Source organism: Psychrobacillus mangrovi (genome assembly GCF_037104765.1).
Lineage (GTDB): Bacteria > Bacillota > Bacilli > Bacillales_A > Planococcaceae > Psychrobacillus > Psychrobacillus mangrovi.
The window spans coordinates 159239-176675 of record NZ_JBAWSY010000005.1 but is presented as its reverse complement, the minus strand read 5'-3'; the positions used below and the strand labels follow the sequence as shown (position 1 = coordinate 176675).

Below are 17437 nucleotides of genomic sequence, written 5' to 3'. Positions count from 1 at the left end.
CGTTTGTATTTATAGCTTATCAATTCCGCTAACTAATCCAAACGGGCTTGAACATGATTTTCATATCGGTCTTGAGACTTAGTAATACTAAGACATAATCTGCTATACTAATGGAAAATACATAAATTGGAGAAATGAATATGAAAAGAATTACTGGTGCTATATTAGCTATTCTCATATATTCTGCAATCGTGTTTTATTTCGGATGGACCGTTGCTAGTTGGTTAGATACTTTCTTTTCTATAAACTACTGGATATTTGGTATTGTCTGGGTACTTGTTGCATTTGGGTTTGTCATTGGTAGACTTAATCATAGTCTGCGGCTGTTTAGCATTGTCGGGTCCTACTGGATGATCATAATGGAGTATGGACTAATTCTTTTTCCGATTGGAACCATTTTAGCTTGGGTATATACAGAGCAGGTACAATTAATTGGTTGGATAATCTTATTATTATTTGTTTTCATTTTTGTATTTGGTACTTTTAATGCGTATACACCAGTTGTTCGCGAGCTATCGATTAAATTACCTAAAAAGGATTCCAAGTTGGACAAGCTTAAGGTAGTAGTTGCTTCTGATTTCCATCTTGGTTTATTATCCAATAAGGCACATTTAAAACGATTTGTGAGAAAAGCAAATGAAATACAGCCAGATTTAATCTTACTAGTTGGTGATTTAGTTGATGACGATCCTATCTGGTTTGTGAAAAAAGGTATGTCTGAAGTAATGAAGCAGCTAACTTCTACGTATGGTGTATATGGGGTACTTGGCAATCATGAGTACTATGGCAAGAAAATTCCACTATTAGTAGAAGAAATGGAAGCCTCTAATGTACAAATGTTATTAGACGAAACTATTTTGTTGGCAGAATCGTTCTATTTAACTGGTAGGGAAGATTTGACGAATAGAGAAAGAAAGCAACTTTCTGAATTACGTCCCGAAAAAGATAATCTTCCTTGGTTTGTTATGGATCATACGCCTTCAAATTTATTAATACCTGAAACGGAAGGGGTAGATTTTCATGTTTCAGGTCATACGCATAGAGGACAAATGTGGCCAAACCATCTAATTACGAGGAAAATATTTGAGTTAGATTATGGGTATAAACAAAAGGGAAAACTGCATGCGATTGTATCTTCCGGTTTCGGATTTTGGGGTCCGCCTATCCGCTTAGGTAGCCAATCGGAATTATGGGCAGTAAACATTAAGCTAGAGGACGTGAACAAATAATGGAAGCATGGATTTCGGACTGGATGAGTCAGTACGGTTATTTTGGTGTATTTTTCTTGATATTAATTGAAAATATCTTCCCGCCAATCCCATCTGAAGTAATCTTAACGCTCGGAGGGTTTATGACGACTACAACAACGATGACGAAAATTGGTATTATTATTGCATCTACTTCAGGGTCCGTTGTTGGAGCAGCAATATTATATTGGATTGGCTCACTTTTAGACGTAGAACGTTTAGAGAAGATTGTACAGAAGTACGGAAAAATCTTAAGGCTGTCTATTAAAGACATTCATAAAGCAGATGCTTGGTTTGATAAATACGGCGTGTGGGCAGTCTTTTTCGGTAGGCTCGTGCCACTAGTAAGAAGTTTAATATCTATTCCAGCAGGGATGTCTAAAATGAAGTTTGGCTTATTCCTCTTGTTTACGACATTAGGAACTTTGATATGGAATACAGTGTTAGTATCAGTGGGTGCAGCAGTCGGCGAAAATTGGAATGAAATCGTAGGGTATATGGATATCTACTCGAACATAGTGTATATTATCTTAGCAATAGTTGGTATCGCATTTCTTGTTTGGTATTTTAAAAAACGTAATTAAGGAGATCTTATGGAATTTCTAGAATTATTAAAAGCAATCATATTAGGTTTCGTTGAGGGTATGACAGAGTTTGCTCCTGTTTCTTCTACAGGACATATGATTATTGTCGATGATATGTGGCTAAAAACAGAAGAGTTTTTAGGTAAGTATTCTGCCAATACATTTAAAATCGTAGTTCAACTTGGTTCCATTTTAGCTGTAGTGGTAGTCATGTGGAAACGGTTATTTAGTTTAGTAGGTCTATATAAAATTGAAAGCGAAAATTCAAGCAAACAGTTTAATTTACTACATGTAATTGTTGGTATAATTCCAGCAGGAGTATTAGGAGTTTTATTAGAAGATTTTATTGATAAAAATTTATTTGGCGTAGAAACAGTTATATACAGTCTAGTTGCTGGTTCTATATTGATGATTATTGCAGATAAATTTGGTCCGCAAAAACCGTCTATCACTAGTTTGGATCAAATTACGTATGCGAAAGCATTTAAAGTGGGATTAGTACAATGTCTGTCTTTATGGCCAGGATTCTCTCGCTCCGGTGCTACTATTTCCGGTGGGGTATTATTTGGGATGAGCCATAAAACAGCGGCAGATTTCACTTTCATCATGGCTGTTCCAATTATGGCAGGAGCAAGTCTAGTTTCTGTGGTAAAAAACTGGGAAGAGATTAATATGGGGGATATGGGCTTTTATGCAGCAGGTTTTATCAGTGCATTTGTATTTGCGCTTATTTCCATCAAATTTTTCTTAAAGCTTATTTCTCGCATCAAGTTAATGCCATTTGCAATTTATCGTTTAGTGCTAGCAGCTATTCTAGCGGTTATAGTATTTATGTAATAAACGGGCAGACATTTTAAATTGTCTGCCTTTTTTTATGGCTTAGGAAAGACACGTACTTTATTCCTATGTACAAGTTTAAACACAATATGATAGGGTATATAAGTGAACAGAACACAACATATAGTATGTGAACGATGATTAGGTACCTTTATGGTTTAAAAGGGAATTCGGTAAAAAGCCGAAGCTGTCCCCGCAACTGTAAGTGTGGACGACTGTTGAATTAGCCACTGCGAGAAATCGTGGGAAGGCCAACAGGAGGGTGAAGCATGAGCCAGTAGACCTGCCTTTTCATTGGTGAAGCAACACTTTCTTCGGGGGTTGAGAGGTGGGAGCGAAGACTCTATCTCAATCATTTTTTAGATGTCTTGTTGTTTCCTACTTTTTTAATGATGAGCGATGACTCAGCCGAAGAGGCTGGGACATCGCTTTTTTGTATTTAGGAAGACTAAAACCATCACTCCTGGAGAACATCCAAAATCAAAACAAGGAGGAATAATTAATGACATCAATTACATTTACGGAAAAACAAGAGGTACTACACCAATTAATAAAAGAGTTTGGAGAAGAGAATATAGCTCCGCTCATCAAATCACATGAAAGATGGATGAAAAAGAATCCAGAGGGTACCACATCTGCTTGGTCCAAGTCGATGTCTTTAGAAGCATTAAGCTTTTTAGATGAACAAGATACGTATTGGACATTTGTGGCAGCGCGCATCCATTTAGCACATGTGTATGAGCATGTAGCGAGTCAAAGAAAAACAACACCTGACAATGTTTACAGTAAGTTTGCAAGTAATGTACAAATCCAAGCTATTAATGGAATTTACGACAAACGTTTGATGGAAGCATATTCCTTAGAGGAGTTACAACAATTAGCAGAAGTCATTGTGCCAGAGCGCGATTTTTTATTTACATATATTGGTGTTAAAACTTTACTTGATCGTTATGTCGCAAAGGACTTTAATAAGTCAATTGTCGAACTTCCACAGGAACGCTGGCTTATTATTGCAATGTCGCTAATGAAAGAGGAAAAAGAAAATCGAATTAGCAAAATAAAAGAAGCGTATTGGGCGATGAGTAATCTCTATATGACCGTTGCAACACCGACACTTTCAAATGCTGGAAAGCCACATGGCCAGTTGTCTAGCTGTTTTATAGATACTGTAGATGATAGTCTTCAAGGAATATACGACAGTAACACGGACGTGGCAACACTTTCAAAATATGGTGGCGGAATTGGAGTATATATGGGGAAAGTGCGTAGTCGAGGTTCTTCCATTAGAGGCTTTGTCGGCGCGTCTAGCGGTGTTCTTCCGTGGATTAAGCAATTAAACAATACTGCCGTAAGTGTGGATCAGCTTGGTCAGCGTCAAGGTGCCATTGCCGTATACCTGGATGTTTGGCATAAAGATATTTTTACATTTTTAGATTTACGCTTGAACAATGGAGATGAGCGTCTTCGTGCACACGATATCTTTACAGGTGTATGCTTACCGGATTTATTTATGGAGAAAGTGGACGCACGAGAAGAGTGGCATTTATTTGATCCACATGAGGTTCGACAATTAAAAGGTTATTCACTAGAGGACTTTTACGATGAGAAACGTGGGAAAGGTTCGTTCCGAGAAAAATACGAGGAATGTGTGAATGATTTCCGACTATCACGTGAAACTGTTCCAGCAATAGACTTGATGAAACGAATTATGCGTTCCCAGCTAGAAACAGGCGTGCCATTTATGTTTTACCGAGACGAGGTAAATCGTAGCAATCCAAACAAGCATGAAGGAATGGTCTATAGCAGTAATCTATGTACAGAAATTTTTCAAAATCAAAGTGCTACCTCTTTTGAATCCATTCAATTAGAAGACGATGTGATTGTGACAAAACGTAAAGCGGGGGACTTTGTAGTATGTAATTTATCTTCTATAAATTTAGGACGAGCGGTTCCAGAAAATGTGCTGGAGCGATTGATAAAAATCCAAGTGCGTATGCTCGATAATGTCATTGATTTAAATATGATCCCTGTACCTCAAGCGCAACGTACAAATGCTCGTTATCGAGGAATAGGCCTTGGCACATTTGGTTGGCATCATTTACTTGCTCTAAATAGTATCAGATGGGAGTCAGATGAAGCGGTAGAATTTGCTGATAAGCTTTATGAAAAGGTTGCTTTCTTAACGATTCAAGCTTCTGCTGAATTGGCGAAAGAGAAAGGGGCTTATCCTTTATTCGAAGGGTCAGACTGGCAAACTGGAGCTTATTTTGAAAAACGTCAATACGAGGGAGAAGAATGGAATGAACTGCGTAAGGAAGTCGCTGAAAATGGAATTCGAAACGGCTATTTAATGGCAGTTGCACCTAACTCATCCACTTCAATTTTAGCTGGAAGCACAGCGAGCATAGATCCTATCTTTCAAAAGTTTTACTCTGAAGAGAAGAAGGATTATAAAATTCCAGTTACTGTACCAGATTTAAATTCGGAGACGACATGGTTTTATAAGTCCGCTTACTTTATTGATCAACATTGGACTTTAAAACAAAACGCTGCTCGTCAGCGCCATATTGACCAAGGTGTTTCATTAAATTTATATGTTCAAAACTCAATTAAAGCAAAAGAATTACTTGATTTACACTTAGATGCGTGGAATAGCGGGCTGAAAACAACTTATTACGTTCGATCAACTTCAGTAGAATTAGTCGATTGTGATTCTTGTTCAAGCTAAGGAGGAAAAGCACATATGCAGTTAGAAAAAAGAAAAATAATGGATAAAGAAGCGCCAAACCGTTCTACCGGTATCGTGAACGGCCAAAACTCTAATGTATTAAACTGGGACGATGTGCGATTTAGTTGGGCATATCCTAAATATAAAAAAATGCTCGGTAACTTTTGGACCCCGTTTGAGATAAATATGAGTAATGATATTAAGCAATTTTCGGGATTAACAGATGAAGAACGAGAAGCATTCCTGAAAATCATTGGTTTACTTGCACTTTTAGACAGCGTTCAGACGGACTTTGCAGGAAAAGTAGCAGACTTTTTGACTGATTCTAGCTTGAACGCATTAATGATTATTCTTGCACAACAGGAAGTGATTCATAATCATTCATATTCCTATGTGCTTTCTAGCTTAGTTTCGCAAGATGAACAAAACCGTGTATTTGATTTCTGGCGCACAGAGCCTGTTTTACAAAAGCGAAATGACTTTGTTTTGAAAGGTTATGAAGAATTTGCGGAGCAACCAGATGTGGATAATTTACTGCGTTCGGTTGTATATGATGTTATTTTAGAAGGGTTATTTTTCTATTCGGGTTTCTCGTTTTTCTATCATCTTGCCAGACATCAAAAGATGGTTGGTACGAGTACAATGATTAACTATATAAATCGGGATGAACAGTTGCATGTTGATTTATTCGTAAAGATTTATAAAGAGTTATTAACAGAGTATCCACAGTTTGATACTCCTGAGCGTGCGAGCGAGGTAGAGGCGATTTTCCGAGAAGCAGCACAACTTGAGGTCGACTGGGCACGTGAGGTAATCGGCGAAAAAATAGACGGCTTGGATATAGAGGACGTGGAAGCCTATATTTATTTTTACGCAAATGTCCGTTGCAACCAGTTAGGCTATGACCGTCCATTCCCAGAATATCGTAAAAACCCATTGAAATGGATTAAAGCTTATGAAGAAGTAGATTTAGGAAAAACAGACTTTTTTGAACAAAAATCTCGCCAATATGTGAAGGTAAATGTGCAGGATAATGGGTTTGATGACTTATGATAATAATGGAAATAAAAGTCTAAGGGAGACGAAAAGAGTTGTCGAAGCAACCAATATAAAAGTAAAAGCAACAAACTCCTCCACGAAAGCTACCAATTCGACTAGAAGAGCAACCAAATAACAAGAAAAGCTCCTTTTGTCATCAAAAGGAGCTTTTGCTTTAAATCCACTCTAAAATTTCAATTCTGTTTCCAAATGGATCGTGTACATAAATTCTATTAGCACCTGGCAGCTCATGGTCCACCAAGAAAGTCACTTCATTTTTTGTTAAATGCTCTTTTAAAGCTTCGAGATTTTCTATTTGAAACGCAGGATGTGCCTTTTTAGCTGGTGCGAATGGTTCCTCAATTCCTATATGAATTTGATAGGTACCAAATTCAAACCAAACACCGCCTTTTTTCTTTAACGCTTCTGGCTTTTCTATTTCTTTGAATCCCAAGACTCCATCAAAAAACTGTCTAGCAATTGGTTCTGAACCTTTTGGAGCTGCTAATTGAACATGATCAATAGATTTAAAAACAAATGACATGAAAAGTCCTCCTTGTTTCGTTCTATTTTCATCATATGCTCAAAAATAGTATTTGAAAATTTTATTGTTATTATTGTTTACTATAAGAAAAACTTATGTCTAAAGTCATGTGGACATAAATTCTTTTATCCGGTCAGAAATTCTTTTATACGGTCATAAAAATTTTTATGCGGACAGAAATTTGTTTATCCGGACACAAGCGTCACGATTCTTACATTTTCAACAAAATTTTATTTACTGTATTTTGATTACGAGCTGTAGAGACCATACCGAGTTTCTTCTCAAAAAAGGTGTTCGTAAATTTCGTTTGATGATAGTTCTTCGACATATTAATGATAATATTTTTTCTTTTCAATACGACAAATTCATCTTCCACTAAGCTGTCGAGTAAAGCTTGCTGTTCATCTGAAATTTCATTAGCTAAAAACATGACATATACCTGATCTTTTAAGAAAACGGGGTGCTGTTGAATCTCTTCTAACTCTGCTTTTGTTCTTAAAACAACAGGAATGTTAAAACCATAAGTAGCAAATAACATTTTTTCAATTTCAAGAATATCATATGTTGTATTATCAAAAATTACATTTCCTGTTTGTATATACGTCCGCACGTTTTCAAAACCCATTTCTTCAAAGAGAGTCTTTAATGACTTCATATCCACTTTATTTTTTGCACCTAAATTAATTCCTCGAAGTAAAGCAACTAATGACATCCTGATCACTCCCATCTTCAATTAAAAAACCCCTACTTTTATCATAACTAAATAAAAGTAGGAGTAAATAAAATTTATTAACCAAGCCAAAATTTGTTCGTGCAGCTTAAAACTAATACCAATAAGAACAAAGCAACAATTATAAAGTCTACTTTCCCAATTGAAATAACTTGAAAATAACTACTTCTGCGCTCACCAGTAAAACCCCTTGCCTCCATTGCAAAAGCCGCCCGCTCCGCTTTCCGAACAGCGCCAGCAAGCATTGGAATTAAAACACTCCTCATGCCAAGCAAACGTTGAATAGCGTTTTTCTCGAGACCTACTCCTCTTAATCGATGGGCTTGCCCAATCTGTACAAATTCATCTTTTAATACAGGCAAAAACTGATAACCTACCATAATGCCATAAGCGATTTTGGGAGAAAGTTTCAATTGTTGCATCAAACTCATCACAAATGTCACAGGATTTGTCGTCAACGCAAACATTAAGGACAAGCTAGAAAAAGCTAATACACGAAAGCTTAACGACATTGCATGATTCAATTGCGCTTCTGTAATATTAACATTCCAAAGTGACCAAATAACTGGTCCGGATTGATCTTCAGAAAAAACAAGCGTAGTCCAGAAATAACCGATTGCTGTTACAAAAAATGGAAGCATAAACAACAACCACTTCTTCCAACTAATTTGGCTAAACAATATTTGTAGCACAAGCACTCCACCCCAAAACACAAGCGGCGTCCAAGGGTCAAAATAGAATGCCATCGTAAACATACATACAGTTATTAATAAAAACTTCACGGAAGGATTCATATTATGCAAAGCTTTTCTCATAATTTAACACTCCTTTCGGAGGTAGCAAATGATGATCTAACAACAAACTTTCATTCTTCCAAACATCATCAGCATCAAATTTCCCAGTCAAACGACCATCGTTCATCAATAAAATTGAATCTGCTAAACAGTAAGCAAATTCCATATCATGTGTAACGATGACAAACGTTGAGCCTGAACGAGCACGTTCGTCAATTAATTGAAATAGCTCAGATAAAGCTATAGCATCCTGTCCAGAAGTAGGTTCATCCATTAAAATAATCTCACGTCCGTCACAAAGCATTGCGGCAATAGCCACTCTACGCTTTTGACCATGGCTGACTGCAAAGGGGTGGGCCTCTGACACTGACTGGAGCTGTAATCGGGAAAGTATTTCTTCTGTATTGTTTCCTCCACCATAAGCAACTTCATCACGTACACTTTTCGTAAGAAATAAAAACTCTGGCGATTGCGGAACATACCCTAAAAAACTAGGTTCCACATTTCCGCTAGAAGGGATTAACTGACACAATGCCTTCAACAAAGTAGACTTACCGCTACCATTTGGTCCTGCTAAAACAGTAACTTCCCCTTGTTTTAATGAAAATGAGGTTTCTTTTAAAAATGGTTTTGCCTTTATTTTATTCGCAACTAGTGAAGCATCTTCTCTTAAACTATTTTTTCTTCTTTCTAATGGGGAACTCGGCTCTCCTTGAATTAATGGAATACTCCTATCAAAAAAATTTTCCCATAAATCCAAACGGTGCTCTATTGCAACTATTGTCATCTGTCTCTTCTGTTGCAACTGATTCAACCATTCAACATATTTTTTCGCAGTGTATGGATCTAAATGCGAGATTGGTTCGTCTAGCAACAAAACCTCTGGCTCCATGATGAGTGCACAAGCAGTTGCAATGCGTTGTTTTTGACCGCCAGAAAGCTTTTGAATAGTTGCATGACGAAATTCGCTCAAGTCTGTTAGAGTCAGAATTTCACTAATTCGTGTTTCCATTTCTTCTCTTGGAACATGCAAATTCTCTAGTGTAAAAGCAAGCTCTTCCTCGACCGTTTGCATACAAAATTGAGCATCAGGATCTTGAAAAACAGTTGCTATTCGGTGATTTATTTCCCCGGGAATATATGAAGTGCTTTCCTTTCCAAATAATTTAACGGAGCCAGTTAAAATTCCATCGCAATTATCCGGGTATAGGCGATTGCCCAAATAAAGTAATGTAGTTTTTCCGCAACCACTTGGTCCTGTAATAACTACACGCTCACCATTTTGAATAGAAAATGAAAGATCTTTCAATATCCATTTGTCCTCATCAGGATAACGAAAACTCACATCTGTAAATTGAATTATGTCATGCACGAACATCACCTTTATTTGTACGAGAAATTGCATATCCCCTAAGTGAACCAGTAGCAAGTAATCCGTCCGACAAAGCTTTACCACCGATACCCGCTATTACGGCTCCACTCAGAATACGTATACCGAACATTAAAGCCACATATCCAGTACTAAATACACTAAATCCTCCTAAAAAGTATCCATAAACAAAACTAAAGACGGAAGATCCTACGCCAGCAAGCATCAACACCCAAAGGTCAAAACGTTTGTAGCGAGTGGCAGCAAATACTGCTTCAGCTCCGAGTCCTTGGATAACCCCTGAAAGTATTAATCGAGGTCCCACAGCATTCCCTAGTAATACTTCAATCGCAGCTGCAATCGTTTCTGAGACGACAGCTGCACCAGGTTTACGAATGATATACATACAAATGATCGACACAATAAACCAAATGCCAAAAATCCATTCATAGGCAATCGGTCCAATAAATCCAGCCCAAATATTACCTATATGAAGAAATAGCAAATAGACAATACCAAACACAACAGCAAATAAAGACATAAGTACAATCTCTTTTAACTTCCAAGACTTCAGCATATTAAAGACCTCCATGCGAAGGGCTATTAATACTCATTGAAACGGTCATGACCAAGTGCTTATATTCTTCTGAGCGAGCATGTGTAAATGTTTCTTCGTAAAATGCAAACACATCATGAATATCCCCGTGAATACCACTTGCATAATGCATAGATTCATTGAATACTCCTCGTTCTTTTGCACGGTCAACTTCTCTATAAATCACATCCATATAATTTGGGTTATTCATCGGATAAAGTGCAAACTGTGAAGATACATATTGCTTTGTATTGTCTTTATTTGCAACTTCATCGCCTTTATCTAAATAGACGTCTCCAGCAGTATCTCCAGGACAACCAGCTGAAAAGGTACCGGATAAAGCAATATGAATACCGGTTTTAGCGGCATGCAGCGTAATTGCCTTTGCCACATTGAATACATGCACCTGTTTCCCTCGAATGACAGTAGACACATCGTCTGTATGCATCCACACATTCGATGTATCAGTTTCCTGAAGCGCACCTTTAATAACTGAAATAAAATCATTAGTCATCGGATGCAAAGAAAAACGAAATCCGACGATAGGGCTTAAACCACATTGCATATAAAAAACCTCCTAAAATTTTTCATAAAAAAAGACCACATCCGTGAAGATGCAGCCACTTATCCAAAATGAAAAAAGTCGGAAAGTCACCGCACTTCCTCACGCAGGTATTATCCTGATCGAGTTTTAAGGGATCGGAGCAAAAGCTCGCATCTCAGCCATAATGGGCACCCCTAGTGCAGAAAACGGTATGTAGTTGTGCAGATTATTGTTCAAAACAATCTGTATTTTTTATGTGCCACCAGTATACCCTATGACACTATCATTGTAAATGTAGTTGCAAAATTTCGTTCTTTAAGAAACTTACATTCGATTTTTCAATGGAGCATAATGAAGAGTTGGAAAGAAAAATTGAAATGTTTGATGATTGAATAAATTTGCTAAAAATCATTACGAATTGGTCTTTTACTCAAAAGGATTAATCGAGGCAGATATTCGAGGAATCTTTAAAGAAGCTTGAATGGAAAGATAAACGAAGGTACGGAGACTGATGAGGGAAATGTCCATGAGTAATTAGCAGCCGAAATTGCATCCTTGGCTACTTTATTTTTGGCAGTTTCTCAAAAAGCTAAGTGCATTAAGGGGGAGAGGGGGCGGGTGTTAAAATAGGAGTAACCATTTAGGATAAAGGGTATTAAGCATGGATCTAGTTGTTATACTGGAGGGGCTATAGAGAAAGTTTTCAACGATATACAATTAGAAGACAGATAACCTGAGTATATGGATGCTTCAAGATATGAAGAATTATTAATGTAGTTACTATGCATACACAACAATTCAATAAATCAGGAATAAGTGATTGAGTAATATTTTTTTTTACAAACTCAATGATTAAAAGGATGAGAAACCGACAATGATAGAAACTTTTCCGGTGGGATTAACGGTCCTTTTATTGTGGGCAGTGTAATTTAGAAAAATAAAAGACTGCTAATTCATAAAGAATAGCAGTCCCTCTTTAGTTTATATTACTAATAAAGTGGTGTAATAAATTTTTTGACTTCTGGGTGTGAGTCTTGTCTAAGTTGATACAAGTTCTTTTATAGTTTTTAGGTTTTTTCTAAAGTAGTCTAAATCTATGTCAATTTTATATTTTTCTTCTGAAAAAGGTTCCAAAACATCACTCAAAAGGCAATCAAACTTGTGGATTAAAAATCTGTACTGGTACTCCCTTGCTAATTCAATTCCTTTTTTAACCCATGAATCATATTCCTTATTATCTTGATTTTTTAAATAGGCAGCATAATAATAGATCGCTTCGACATAATAATATTTGATATGTTCTAAGTTCTCTATTGCAGTTTCATAAAATGTAATTGCCTTTTTGAAATCTTTTTCTAAAAAAGCATACATAAGGTTTTTCAATCCAAATGAATACGGATTTACGACAACAAGGTTCCTAACATCATGCTTATTAATCACACCCATTTTGGCCTTGATATAAGTAAACTGCATAATAGAAAGGTGCTCTTTTTTATAAATTTGATCAATTCGCGTATTTAAGTAATCTAATTCCAAAGTACCTAGATTAAAGAGAACTTCTAATGAAAAGAAAGACTCTTTATTTTTTGTACTATATTCTTCAAACTCGGAAAACAACTTATAGGCACCTATACTAAAGAGTAGATCAGCACTACCAATCCACCAATTTTTATAGGTCTTATTTTTAATAGATTCATTAATAAATTTAAGTTCATTGCCGTATTTATATATACTTGCGGCATTTGAATAAATCTGCGCATTAACAAAATCCTTTGAGTTTAATAATGCAAAAAATCTATCTAGTGGAAGTGATTTTTGCAATTCAATTAAACTCTCTCTAAATTCCCCTTCATAATATCTTAATTTATATATTAGGGTATCTATAAGCATATCAGCTTTGTCAACATCTTGGAAAAAATCTTTTAACCCTCTAATATTTTTTTCATATTTTTTCGCTTGATTAATATCATTTGAATACGTTGCAATATTAGTAATGTATTTCAATAAACTTATTTTATTTGCTACAGACACATGTTCTAAATAATTTAAGCTACTGAAAAGATTTTCCATGTTATAGTCGAAAATCTCTATGAGCTGGCTTTTATTCTCCATTGTTTCCATGGCTTGTAATGAGTAAGCATTGTATTCATATGCTTTGTCATAATATGCTTTTTTTTCATCTACATTTCTATCGTTAAACTTATGTGCTGCAAATCTCCCTACAATAGATTGAAGTTTAATAGTGGCGCTTGAATTTTGTAATAGTGATTTGTTTTCCAAACTTTTTATTTCTTTATCAGTAATTCTATTAATATCTTTTTTATAGTTAACCCCTTTAAACATTTGAACAAAAGTATAAAAATGAATTCCATCAGGGAAAAGGGAAAGTAATTCAAAAACCAATTTCTCCTTGCTGGAAAGTTTACTGTAGGAATAATTTATCGATTGATACAAAGACTTCGATTTTTCAATATTATTATCGACACTTTCTACAAAAATATCATCAAATCCAAGTTTAGTAGTATTAAAGAAATCTTCTTCCAAGTCATCTCTTAATAACTTCATGCTTTTTAATTTTGGTATATTTGACGTAATAATTTTTACGGCTAATGGATTGTTGTTAAGTAAATTTTCTATAATATCATTTCTCAAAATCTTCATTTCAGTAGTATTGATCTCATTTGTATAATATTTTTGGAATAACTCTACACACTCATCTGTTGTTAATGCTCTTAACTCGTATTCCTCCTCAAATTCAAACCCAATCCATTGTCTTGAAGTTGTGGAGATGGTTGCATAATCACATAAAAATGCAACAAGATTCTTTATTTCACTTGTATCATTCAAATATAGAAGAGATTCAAAATTATCTAATATAATCAATTTGTCTAAACCGAAAATATTTTGTTTCATATGTTCCTTTAAATTAATTGTTCTATCCAAGTCAAAGCACTGACTTACTTTATATTCAAAGGTGTTAAAATCAGTTATAAACTCACAATCAATAAAATGAATCCCATCGTTAAAATACCCTCTATCTGCTAATTCGATTGCTGCTTTTTTTATTGTAGTGGTTTTTCCGATTCCACCTGAGGCTTTAATGGTCAACAACTGACCGTTTAGTTCAAGTATCTTTCTTATAATGTTTTCTAAATCACTAGCTCTACCGGTAAAATTTATTAACTTTTTGCGATCAATCTCATTTGGTAAATCTGATCTAGAATTAGTTACCTTGGACCTTCCTTGGGGAATTTTCAATAAGTTAAATTTCTCGTCATTAATCAGTTGAGCTTCTTCGTTTAGATTGGCGATGTCACCTTTTCTAAAGGTTTTAAATATGAAACTATTAAAAGTTTTTTCATCATATTTTTTAAATACAAAAGGTAGGAATAAACCATTAGTATTGAATACCTTATCTTTATCTGAAAATACAAAAAGACCATTAACATTAACACTTAATAGTTCAGACTGTAAATTTTCTAAACTTATCAGTTTGCCAACTAAATTTTCATCCTCAATATAAACTTTATTTTGCACTGAGCTCGAGAATATTAATATAAAATTGTATCCTTCCAACTTATTTAAAGATGAAATTGTTAGATGATAGCAGTCTATTGTTACATTCATATTAGAAAACTGCTTTAGAATTTTATTCAAATCATATCCAAAGTTCTTATTCATTGGTGCAGAAATTAAGATTGCTATTTTCAAATTTTGGATTTCCCCAGTAGCCTCCGAGATAGGAAACTGCTCCTTAATAATATCTGTTTTGTAATTCTGTCCTTTAATCTCAAGAAAACTATCTAATAACTTGTTTAAACTATCATCCCAATTCTCAATACATAATGTATCTATGCCTTCTAATTTAGTAGAATCATCGGTAGTAATCAAAAAATGTTTACCTTTTAATCCGTTATAAATAGTATTTATGTATTGGAATTGAGCATAAACATATGGATCCGAAAGACTAAATCCTAAAAAAACAATTGTATTGTCACCGATAATTTTTCTTAATTCCTCTATGGCATGCATATTAGTAGGGTTATTATAAAGATTTTTGTAATCATCACTAAATAATATACAAGTTTCGGGATTTTCTATGCTGCCATGTAACTTATAGATGTATCGATCTGTATTATTTAATCTAGAGACGTGAAAACCGTTGTCATATGTAATTTTCTTTGCATTTGGAATAGCAGTTTCCAAAGCATTATCATAATTAGTAGTTATTAATTTCGAAGTTATATTACCAATCTTTACATGTCTTTGTAGGGCTTCCTGATTATCTACAATGAATGAAAATTCCTTATCCAAAATCTCATGAATCCTTGGTTTGTGCTTAATTAGCTTATCTAAAATCTCCATCTCGCTAAAATGAGGTGTTCCTACTAGTGGCTTCATCATCTCAAGGTCTGGATAATCAGGAGCTAAGTCATCTATAATTTTTTTAACCAATTGAGTCCAATTCGGAAAGCCAAGTGACCTAGAAAGTCCAGAGCCAATAAAAAATACTAATTTATTTTCTTTGATTGCTTTAACAAGATCAGTATGCATTAAACTCCTCCTTAAAATTTGTTATTATAATTAAATTTTACCATTTCCATTTTATATTTGTTAGAATTATTTAATAATAAGTAATTAATAGACTTATTTTAATCAAACCGTATGTTTACCAGGTTTCTAAAGAGCGATTTTTAACTGGTAAACCTAAAGTATATGTAGATGTAATCCCTTACCGGGCCTCATATGTAAAGACCAGAGAATTACGTGTAAGCGCCTATGAAAATATGTCAAACAGAGAATATTTTGAAGTGAATTAATACATATTAAACTATCGAGATACTAAATTTACTCTAAAATGAACTTTTAGATAGAATAATAATTTCAAATCAGTATATACTATATTAGTAGCAACAAAATGTCGAGATTTGTTCTTTCTTTTAAGTCCATGCTTGAACCATCAGAACAGTTGGAGGTTGCTAATTTGGAAAAAATATTTATAACACGAAAGTTACCAGACGAAGTAGTAAACCCATTAAGAGAAAAATTTGACGTGAAGATGTGGCATAGTGATGAGATTTCAATGACCTATGATGAAATAAAATCACAAGCAAGAGATGCGCATGCACTTTGGACGGTACTTTCTGATAAAGTAGATAGACCATTAATTGAAAGCTTAACAAACCTAAAAGTAATCAGTAATTTAGCGGTAGGATATAATAATATTGATATAGATGCAGCGAAAGAGCACGGAATAATTGTGACTAATACACCAGGAGTGTTAACAGAAACTACAGCAGATCTTGCGTTTTCCTTACTGTTAGCAACTGCCCGACGCGTGACAGAGGCAGAACGTGAGCTTCGAGCAGGTAAGTGGAAATCATGGACACCCATGCAGTTAACTGGGATGGATGTATTTGGCGCAACACTTGGAATCATTGGAATGGGACGCATTGGGGAGGCAGTTGCAAGACGTGCAAAAGGATTTGAAATGAAAGTCCTCTATCACAATCGTTCTCGTAAAATCAATGCGGAAGAAGAATTTGGTTTCACTTATGTAGAGCTCGATGCATTATTAAAAGAATCGGATTTTATCGTGGTGTTGACGCCATTAACTCCTGAAACAAAAGGAATGATTGGTGAACGCGAATTAAATCTTATGAAAAAAACTGCAGCAATTATTAACGTTGCCCGCGGTGGAATTATCGATGAGAAAGCCCTATATAATGCGCTGACATCTAATCGAATTTGGGCAGCTGGCCTTGATGTATTCGAAGTAGAGCCGGTGCCACTAGACCATCCTTTACTAACATTGCCGAATGTAACAGTGTTACCGCATATCGGCAGTGCGAGTATTCGAACAAGAATGGCTATGATGCAAATGAATGCAGATGATATTAAAGCTGTTTTGGAGAATAAAGAGCCAAAGAATAAAGTAATTTAAAAAATACCAGATCAGAGCAATCTAATTTGCTCTTGATCTGGTATTTTGCATTTTGCGTTAGATTCGCTTGTCCTAGAGGCTCTCTTTACTAGTTGAAAAATTTTAGTTGGAATTTTGGAGTGTTTAGTTGGAAAAATGAATGATTTAGTTGGAATTTCAGAGCATTTAGTTGGAAAAACAGCTCATTTAGTTAGAAAAGTTACTTCGATGAAATTAGCTTTAATAAAACGCTCTTTTTTCACTTTTTATCGATTGAATCTAATTACCTATGATAAATGTAAGGAATATCCTAATGAATACCTGTTTTTTAATTCTAATAACCTAAAAATCTAAAACTAAATATTTAGAATAGAGTAATTTTATGGCAATTCATTGCCCCTGTTTATTTGCAATGCCTTTGTAAGTCTAGTAACATAAAAAGTTATAAATTAGGCGTGCCAATTTTTTGAGAATTTTGGTAGTTTAATTATTTAATATATAGAT

At 35.0% G+C, this 17437-nt stretch carries 14 protein-coding genes and 2 riboswitches; of the genes, 7 read left to right on the top strand and 7 right to left on the bottom strand.

Going from position 1 to position 17437, the window contains the following annotated elements; genetic code table 11:
• Nucleotides 1–140 precede the first annotated feature (140 nt).
• The 5 genes from WAX74_RS09650 (at nucleotide 141) to WAX74_RS09630 (ending at nucleotide 6449) form a co-directional block, all read left to right on the top strand.
• Nucleotides 141–1229 (top strand): metallophosphoesterase, encoded by a 1089-nt coding sequence (locus WAX74_RS09650; RefSeq protein ID WP_336497447.1) that lies wholly within the window; start codon nucleotides 141–143, stop codon nucleotides 1227–1229.
• Nucleotides 1229–1831 (top strand): DedA family protein, encoded by a 603-nt coding sequence (locus WAX74_RS09645; RefSeq protein WP_336497446.1) that lies wholly within the window; start codon nucleotides 1229–1231, stop codon nucleotides 1829–1831. The genes WAX74_RS09650 and WAX74_RS09645 overlap by 1 nt, the downstream gene beginning before the upstream one ends.
• Before the next feature lie 9 nt (nucleotides 1832–1840).
• On the top strand, nucleotides 1841–2668 hold the full coding sequence (locus WAX74_RS09640; RefSeq protein ID WP_336497445.1) for an undecaprenyl-diphosphate phosphatase: 828 nt from the start codon (nucleotides 1841–1843) through the stop codon (nucleotides 2666–2668).
• A 126-nt stretch (nucleotides 2669–2794) separates the two neighbouring features.
• Nucleotides 2795–2973: riboswitch (cobalamin riboswitch) on the top strand.
• A 197-nt stretch (nucleotides 2974–3170) separates the two neighbouring features.
• On the top strand, nucleotides 3171–5396 hold the full coding sequence (locus WAX74_RS09635; protein WP_336497444.1) for a ribonucleoside-diphosphate reductase subunit alpha: 2226 nt from the start codon (nucleotides 3171–3173) through the stop codon (nucleotides 5394–5396).
• 15 nt (nucleotides 5397–5411) lie between these two features.
• On the top strand, nucleotides 5412–6449 hold the full coding sequence (locus tag WAX74_RS09630; protein ID WP_336497443.1) for a ribonucleotide-diphosphate reductase subunit beta: 1038 nt from the start codon (nucleotides 5412–5414) through the stop codon (nucleotides 6447–6449).
• A 160-nt stretch (nucleotides 6450–6609) separates the two neighbouring features.
• On the opposite strand, the gene WAX74_RS09625 is transcribed toward WAX74_RS09630, so the two are convergent.
• From WAX74_RS09625 to WAX74_RS09595, 7 genes are all read right to left on the bottom strand, one after another.
• Nucleotides 6610–6978, bottom strand: a complete 369-nt coding sequence (locus tag WAX74_RS09625) for a VOC family protein (RefSeq protein ID WP_336497442.1) — start codon at nucleotides 6976–6978, stop codon at nucleotides 6610–6612.
• Nucleotides 6979–7189: 211 nt separating this feature from the next.
• Entirely contained in the window at nucleotides 7190–7690 is a 501-nt protein-coding gene (locus WAX74_RS09620) for a DUF1697 domain-containing protein (RefSeq protein WP_336497441.1), read from the bottom strand.
• Between the two features lie 77 nt (nucleotides 7691–7767).
• A complete protein-coding gene (locus WAX74_RS09615; protein ID WP_336497440.1) occupies nucleotides 7768–8523 on the bottom strand; it encodes an energy-coupling factor transporter transmembrane component T family protein in 756 nt (251 codons plus the stop codon).
• On the bottom strand, nucleotides 8504–9880 hold the full coding sequence (locus WAX74_RS09610) for an ABC transporter ATP-binding protein (RefSeq protein ID WP_413788946.1): 1377 nt from the start codon (nucleotides 9878–9880) through the stop codon (nucleotides 8504–8506). The genes WAX74_RS09615 and WAX74_RS09610 overlap by 20 nt, the downstream gene beginning before the upstream one ends.
• Nucleotides 9867–10448 carry an ECF transporter S component gene (locus WAX74_RS09605; RefSeq protein ID WP_336497438.1) on the bottom strand — a complete coding sequence of 194 codons (582 nt, stop codon included), beginning with the start codon at nucleotides 10446–10448 and terminating at the stop codon, nucleotides 9867–9869. Before WAX74_RS09605 ends, WAX74_RS09610 begins: the two co-directional genes overlap by 14 nt.
• A 1-nt stretch (nucleotide 10449) precedes the next feature.
• A complete protein-coding gene (locus tag WAX74_RS09600; protein WP_336497437.1) occupies nucleotides 10450–11031 on the bottom strand; it encodes a YkoF family thiamine/hydroxymethylpyrimidine-binding protein in 582 nt (193 codons plus the stop codon).
• Nucleotides 11032–11110: 79 nt separating this feature from the next.
• A riboswitch (TPP riboswitch) is annotated at nucleotides 11111–11216 on the bottom strand.
• Between the two features lie 832 nt (nucleotides 11217–12048).
• Complete coding sequence (locus tag WAX74_RS09595) at nucleotides 12049–15564, bottom strand: SIR2 family protein (protein ID WP_336497436.1); 3516 nt, start codon at nucleotides 15562–15564, stop codon at nucleotides 12049–12051.
• A gap of 430 nt (nucleotides 15565–15994) precedes the next feature.
• On the opposite strand from WAX74_RS09595, the gene WAX74_RS09590 reads away from it, so the two are divergent.
• Together WAX74_RS09590 and WAX74_RS09585 are read left to right on the top strand one after the other, a co-directional pair.
• The gene (locus tag WAX74_RS09590; protein ID WP_413788944.1) at nucleotides 15995–16954 is read left to right on the top strand and encodes a 2-hydroxyacid dehydrogenase; all 960 of its coding nucleotides are present in this window, start codon (nucleotides 15995–15997) and stop codon (nucleotides 16952–16954) included.
• Nucleotides 16955–17068: 114 nt separating this feature from the next.
• Nucleotides 17069–17287, top strand: coding sequence for a hypothetical protein (locus WAX74_RS09585; protein ID WP_336497435.1), 219 nt, complete (start codon nucleotides 17069–17071; stop codon nucleotides 17285–17287).
• Nucleotides 17288–17437 lie beyond the last annotated feature (150 nt).

Excerpts from the sequence above, each read along its gene's own strand:
- WAX74_RS09600 (WP_336497437.1), bottom strand. The coding sequence starts at position 11,031 with ATGCAATGTGGTTTAAGCCCTATCGTCGGATTTCGTTTTTCTTTGCAT.
- WAX74_RS09610 (WP_413788946.1), bottom strand. The coding sequence starts at position 9,880 with ATGTTCGTGCATGACATAATTCAATTTACAGATGTGAGTTTTCGTTAT.
- WAX74_RS09640 (WP_336497445.1), top strand. The coding sequence starts at position 1,841 with ATGGAATTTCTAGAATTATTAAAAGCAATCATATTAGGTTTCGTTGAG.
- WAX74_RS09620 (WP_336497441.1), bottom strand. The coding sequence starts at position 7,690 with ATGTCATTAGTTGCTTTACTTCGAGGAATTAATTTAGGTGCAAAAAAT.
- WAX74_RS09630 (WP_336497443.1), top strand. The coding sequence starts at position 5,412 with ATGCAGTTAGAAAAAAGAAAAATAATGGATAAAGAAGCGCCAAACCGT.
- WAX74_RS09650 (WP_336497447.1), top strand. The coding sequence starts at position 141 with ATGAAAAGAATTACTGGTGCTATATTAGCTATTCTCATATATTCTGCA.
- WAX74_RS09595 (WP_336497436.1), bottom strand. The coding sequence starts at position 15,564 with ATGCATACTGATCTTGTTAAAGCAATCAAAGAAAATAAATTAGTATTT.
- WAX74_RS09625 (WP_336497442.1), bottom strand. The coding sequence starts at position 6,978 with ATGTCATTTGTTTTTAAATCTATTGATCATGTTCAATTAGCAGCTCCA.
- WAX74_RS09645 (WP_336497446.1), top strand. The coding sequence starts at position 1,229 with ATGGAAGCATGGATTTCGGACTGGATGAGTCAGTACGGTTATTTTGGT.
- WAX74_RS09605 (WP_336497438.1), bottom strand. The coding sequence starts at position 10,448 with ATGCTGAAGTCTTGGAAGTTAAAAGAGATTGTACTTATGTCTTTATTT.
- WAX74_RS09615 (WP_336497440.1), bottom strand. The coding sequence starts at position 8,523 with ATGAGAAAAGCTTTGCATAATATGAATCCTTCCGTGAAGTTTTTATTA.
- WAX74_RS09635 (WP_336497444.1), top strand. The coding sequence starts at position 3,171 with ATGACATCAATTACATTTACGGAAAAACAAGAGGTACTACACCAATTA.